At 64.2% G+C, this 5,074-nt stretch carries 5 protein-coding genes; 2 read left to right on the top strand and 3 right to left on the bottom strand.

Annotated features, from left to right (window positions below; all coding sequences use genetic code 11):
* Positions 1-886 (top strand): hypothetical protein (locus tag VGF64_06425; GenBank protein HEY1634375.1); only part of this gene is annotated, 886 nt, incomplete at its 5' end.
* On the opposite strand, the gene VGF64_06420 is transcribed toward VGF64_06425, so the two are convergent.
* The 3 genes from VGF64_06420 to VGF64_06410 all read right to left on the bottom strand — a co-directional run bounded on the left by VGF64_06420 (position 876) and on the right by VGF64_06410 (position 3,594).
* Complete coding sequence (locus VGF64_06420) at positions 876-1,322, bottom strand: SRPBCC family protein (GenBank protein HEY1634374.1); 447 nt, start codon at positions 1,320-1,322, stop codon at positions 876-878. The genes VGF64_06425 and VGF64_06420 overlap by 11 nt on opposite strands.
* Positions 1,323-1,542: 220 nt before the next feature.
* Complete coding sequence (locus tag VGF64_06415) at positions 1,543-2,940, bottom strand: ATPase domain-containing protein (GenBank protein ID HEY1634373.1); 1,398 nt, start codon at positions 2,938-2,940, stop codon at positions 1,543-1,545.
* 9 nt (positions 2,941-2,949) lie between these two features.
* Positions 2,950-3,594, bottom strand: coding sequence for a MerR family transcriptional regulator (locus tag VGF64_06410; GenBank protein HEY1634372.1), 645 nt, complete (start codon positions 3,592-3,594; stop codon positions 2,950-2,952).
* 259 nt (positions 3,595-3,853) lie between these two features.
* On the opposite strand from VGF64_06410, the gene VGF64_06405 reads away from it, so the two are divergent.
* The coding region (locus tag VGF64_06405; GenBank protein HEY1634371.1) for a GAF domain-containing SpoIIE family protein phosphatase at positions 3,854-5,074 on the top strand (1,221 nt) is incomplete at its 3' end.

The following is a 5,074-nucleotide window of genomic DNA, read 5'->3' as shown; positions in this document are numbered from 1 at the left end:
CGGTCGGCTCGTCTGCAACGCTCCGGTCACTGCGGTACAGGTGCACAGGCGACGAGCGACGGCGGTGACGGTGGGTGGACAAGAAGTGATCAGGGCTCGACGGGCCGTCCTGGCTGACGTGGCCGCCACCCAGCTGTACGGAGGCCTGGTCCCGTGGGAACACCTTCCCATGCGGCTAGCCGACGACCTGGCCCGATTCCAATGGGACTACTCGACGTTCAAGGTCGACTGGGCCCTCAACCGTCGCGTTCCATGGTCAGCCCAGGAGGTCGCCAACGCGGGCACGGTGCACTTGTCGGATAGCCTGGACGAGATGACCCAGTACTGCGCGGACATTGCGACCGGCCGCGTGCCAGCGCGCCCCTTCGTGCTGGTCGGCCAGATGGCTACGGCAGATCCCTCCCGTGTGCCGGCCGGAGGCGAGGTGGTCTGGGCCTACACCCATGTTCCACGCGAGGTAGCGGGCGATGCTGGGCCCGATGGAGTGACCGGGAAATGGGACGCCACCGAACTGGAGGCCTTTGCAGCTCGGATCGAGTCGAGAATCGAGGCCTATGCGCCCGGTTTCTCCCGAGCGGTGCGGTCCCGTCACGTCATGGGACCTCACCAGCTGGAAGCCCACGACAGGAACCTTGTTGGCGGGGCCATCAACGGTGGCACCACCTCGATCCATCAACAGCTGGTGTTCCGGCCCACGCCCGGGCTCGGCCGGCCAGAGACCCCTGTTGCCGGGCTCTACCTCGCGTCCGCCTCCGCTCACCCGGGAGGAGCAGTACACGGGGCTTGCGGTGCCAACGCAGCTCGCGCCGCCCTGAAGGCGGCCGGAGCGGTGGGGCGGCTAAAGTCTGCCGGACTCGTCGCCGGACAGCGCCGGATCATGAGCTGAGCCGTTGTCGGTTCTCTACCGCACGAGCCAGCTTGCGCAGCATCTGGCGGTTTCTGATCGTGAGCCCGAACTCCACTAGCGGGTTCTCCAGCAGTGGAGTTGGCCCGCGCAGAGGGTGCTCATCGATGATGACAACGCTCTCGCCTCCCCACGGCAGGATCTCGATGGAGATTCGCACGGAGCCGTACGGCAGGGCGCGTGCCTCCAGCTCGAGCCGGTCGCCCGGCACACATAACCGTGACGTCGTGAAGTCGGTGATGGACAGGCGGCCCAAACCAGCAGTGAAGCGGAGCGACGAGCCCACTTCGGGCCAGTACTGGTCGACGGAGTGAATCTCCTTTGTACCGACCACCCACTCCGCATAGGAATAGCCGTCGGCCAGGACGGACCAGACTGCGTCAGGCTCGTGTGGGATCAGTACGTTGCGAACCGCCATCAGGCCTCATTTCTCCGTGACATCCAAGCTACCGAGGCGGCGTGCCAGCCGCGACGGCCCAAGGCGGTATTCACCGCTGATAGTGGCCTGTAGGACACCAATTCGTCAGTCCACTCACGCGCCGCTCTGGTAACACGAGGATCCCACCTAGGACTATTCCCAGCACGGTGAGCGACATGCTTGCGAGGCCGGTTGTCGACAGACCTCCGCCCTCGCCCTCTCAGCTCGAGAGCGCCTCACTGGAGGACAAGGGCTCCCCCAACACAAATCCAGCGGTGGTGATGTCGAATTGGAGGCTCCGAGGATCGTGAGTGCTGGCTCTCGTCTTCAGCACGGTGATGGACCGTCTCAGCTCCGCGTTCCCTCGAACGAACTGCAGGAGAACCACATTGTCCGACAGATGAGACACGCCATACTCAGACACCTGACTGACACCGAAGAGCCGCAGCATCTCCTGGGTCAGCATGACGCTGACGCCTTGGCGGGAGCAGCGTTGAAGAAGGGAGTAGATGTACTCGCGGAACCGAAGGTCGTCTGCGGCACCCGCCCGTAGGTCTCCCAGACTGTCGATCACGACCCGCCGAACTCCTGTGCGCTCGATCGTTCCAAGGAGGTCGTAGACCCACTCGTCGAGATAGAGATCGACAGGAGTTCGGTACATGAGTTCGACGCCCGGGGACTTGAAGGACCAGGAGTACCTGTTGGCGATGCGCTCGAGCTGACTGGGATTCTCCTGCATGGTGGCGAGGAGGCCTGGTTCGCCGGTATCAAGTCCGCTGAAGACGAAGTGAAGGCCGAGGAGCGTCTTGCCCGATCCAGAAGGGCCAGCGACCAGCGTCGAGGCACCGGGCCAGAAGCCATCTTCGAGCATCGCGTCGAGGACAGGAATCCCGGATGGGACCCGAACGTCCGACAGTCCGTAAGCACTCGGGTCGACTGGGTCGGCCATTCGAGGAAACACCTGGAGACCGCTCTCGGAAAGACGATAGGCGTGCAAGCCCGATTGGTAGTCGCTCCCCCGCAGCTTGAGCACCCGTAACCAGCGGCTCTCGCGCTCACCACGGCGTTCACTGGACAGGGAGACGATAGCGTCAGCGACCGCGAACTCGGGTGCCTCGATGATGTCCCCCGAGTCGTACTCACCGATCCAGAAGGACGTGACCGGGTAGGCCGAGACTCGTCCAGCGAGCTCGTGGAGGAAATGACGGAAGCTCTCTTGGCCGTCGGCGTACGAGCGGGTGGCTTTGAAGCTGTCGATAACTATCACAGACGGGCTTTGCTCTCGAAGAACCTCGGTGATTCGCGCCAGGACACCGGGGAGTCCCTTGTCGTTCAACACTCCCCCGAGATCTTCGTACAAGACCGACTTGCCCAGCGCCCTTCCGTCGAAGAAGGTGAGCGTCTGGGCGTAGCGAAGGATCTTCTCGAGCGGTTCGGAGACTGTCGAGAAGTAGACACCCGGATGTTGTTCGGTGGCGTTATGGAACAGGTACTGCTGGGCAAGGATGGTCTTGCCGGATCCCGGAGGCCCAAGTATGAAGTTGATGGCGTTGGCCATGAGACCACCGCCCAATGTTCCGTCCAGCCGGTCGGAGCCACTCGACAGTCGATCGGTCATGTCAAGACGCTACCGAAGGTAGGCGCTCGCCCCGAGGAGGTCCTTCACGGTCGAGACCAACTGGAGCGGCTCCAAGGGCTTCTGGAGGAAGGCGTCTGCTCCAGCAGCCAGGGCTTCGTCGCGAGACTGGAGCGTCGAGACGGCGAGGATCCGACCTATGCCCCGTCGCCGGAGGGCCTCGCAAAGCTTGGCGCCCGACCCGCCCGAGATGAGAAGGTCGACAACGGCCAACTGAGGCGACCGTTCGTCGGCTTCGAGCTCCGCCTTCTCGACGTCGAAGGCGAGCACCGTTGCGTAGCCTTCGGTGCGAAGGAAGTACTCGGCGAACTCCGCCGAGAAGGGATCTCGCTCAGCCAACATGATCAGGAGGCCTCCCCCCTCCTCGCCATGCGGCGCGGCCAGCGAACGCTGTTGGCCAAGCCGCTCGGCTAGCAGTCGAAATGCGTCGCCTGGAGATGTTCCCTGCTCGACCTGACGGGCGACGAACTGGAGCCGCTCGACCTGATCTCGGGAGTAGAGGCGATGGCCGCCATCGCTCCGCTCGGCCGTCACGATGCCGTAGCGCTCCTCCCAGGTCCTCAGCCTGCCTGGGGGAACGCCGAGCATCCGCCCCACGGCGCCGATGCTGTAGATCCCGGGATCCTGATCAGCCACCTGGCGAGACTTCCCCTACAGAAGCTCGGCAGGAGTTGGACGAGTTCGCCAGGGGGCCTGGACAGTGGGTATAAACCTCTGCTAAAGTCCGGCAAACATTCGTCGACATCTCTCTAATAATTCCACAATTCGCCGCAGGGCGCAAGGCAGCCCTCCCCCGCAGGGGGTGCACTGATAGCACCTCCGGGTAGGCCGGGCTCCGTTTCGCCCACCCGAGCCAGGGACGAGCTGGAGGCATCTTCACATAGGGACGGACTCGGTGTCTGAAATCCAATACGACGCAGCAACAGATCGGCTCCGGGACATACGAAGCATCACGGACGTGACGCTCGGGCAGCTGGAGGTCGACGACCTACTGGTCGAGCTCCTCGACCGGGTGCGTGACATCCTCGTCGCCGACACGGCGGCCATCCTTCTGCTCGACGAGGGCTCCGAGGAGCTGGAAGCTCGTGCAGCACGCGGCATCGAGGAAGAGGTCCGCCAGGGCGTCCGGGTCCCGTTGCGAAAGGGCTTTGCGGGACGGATCGCCGCCGAGAAGCGGCCGGTCGCACTGGACCGCGTCGACCACACCACGGTCTCGAACCCGATCCTTTGGGGAAAGGGCATTCACGCAATGCTGGGGGTCCCACTGCTGAGCGGCGGACAGGTCCTTGGTGTGCTCCACGTCGGCAGGCTCGACGGACAGGACTTCACAAGACAGGACTCCGAGGTGCTCGAGATCGTGGCCGAGCGAGTGGCGGGGGCCATCCAATCTCGCCAGGCCCAGGTGGAACGGGCGGCGGCGGACGTCCTACAGCGCAGCCTGCTGCCATCGGCCCTTCCAGCCGTAGACGGTCTCGAGTTGGCTGCTCGCTATGTCCCGGCCGAGCGGTTGGGCGTCGGCGGCGACTGGTATGACGTGTTCACCGTGCCCTCCGGGGACCTCTGGGTGGTGACCGGCGATGTCGCCGGTCATGGCTTGGCCGCAGCCGCGGTGATGGGACGAATACGCACAGCCATTCGTTCCTATGCTCTCGCAGGCCACCAGCCTGATGAGGTGCTGGCACTCGCCGACCGTAACCTCGCGCATTTCGACCCGGACAAGATGGCAACTGTGGTGTGTGCCGCGTCCGAGCCGCCGTTTCACGAGGTTCGCCTCTCCAGAGCTGGCCACCTACCGCCCGTGCTTGCCCGGCCCGCCGGGCCGGCCGCTCTCGTCGAACTCGAAGCCGGCTTGCCCCTTGGTGTTGACCCGGAAACAAGCCGCCGATCCACCACAATCCGTCTGTCGCCAGGCACCATGCTGTTCTTCTATACCGACGGCCTTGTCGAACGCCGAGATGACTCGTTGGACGTCCGATTGAAGCAACTGTGCGCCGCGGTTTCTGCTCACGAGCCTCTTGCTGTCTGCCACAGAGTCATGGGATTGCTAGTTGGCGCCCACGAGGCTGACGATGACATAGCCGTGCTGGCCATGCGCCGCTCGACAGGGCCAGAAAGC

The sequence above is a fragment of the Acidimicrobiales bacterium genome (genome assembly GCA_036491125.1).
GTDB lineage: Bacteria > Actinomycetota > Acidimicrobiia > Acidimicrobiales > AC-9 > AC-9.
Note: the sequence above shows the minus strand (reverse complement) of the source record. Positions and strands in the feature narration are given on the sequence as shown.

Coding starts and splice junctions, on each gene's coding strand:
- VGF64_06415 (HEY1634373.1), bottom strand. CDS start 2,940: ATGACCGATCGACTGTCGAGTGGCTCCGACCGGCTGGACGGAACATTG.
- VGF64_06420 (HEY1634374.1), bottom strand. CDS start 1,322: ATGGCGGTTCGCAACGTACTGATCCCACACGAGCCTGACGCAGTCTGG.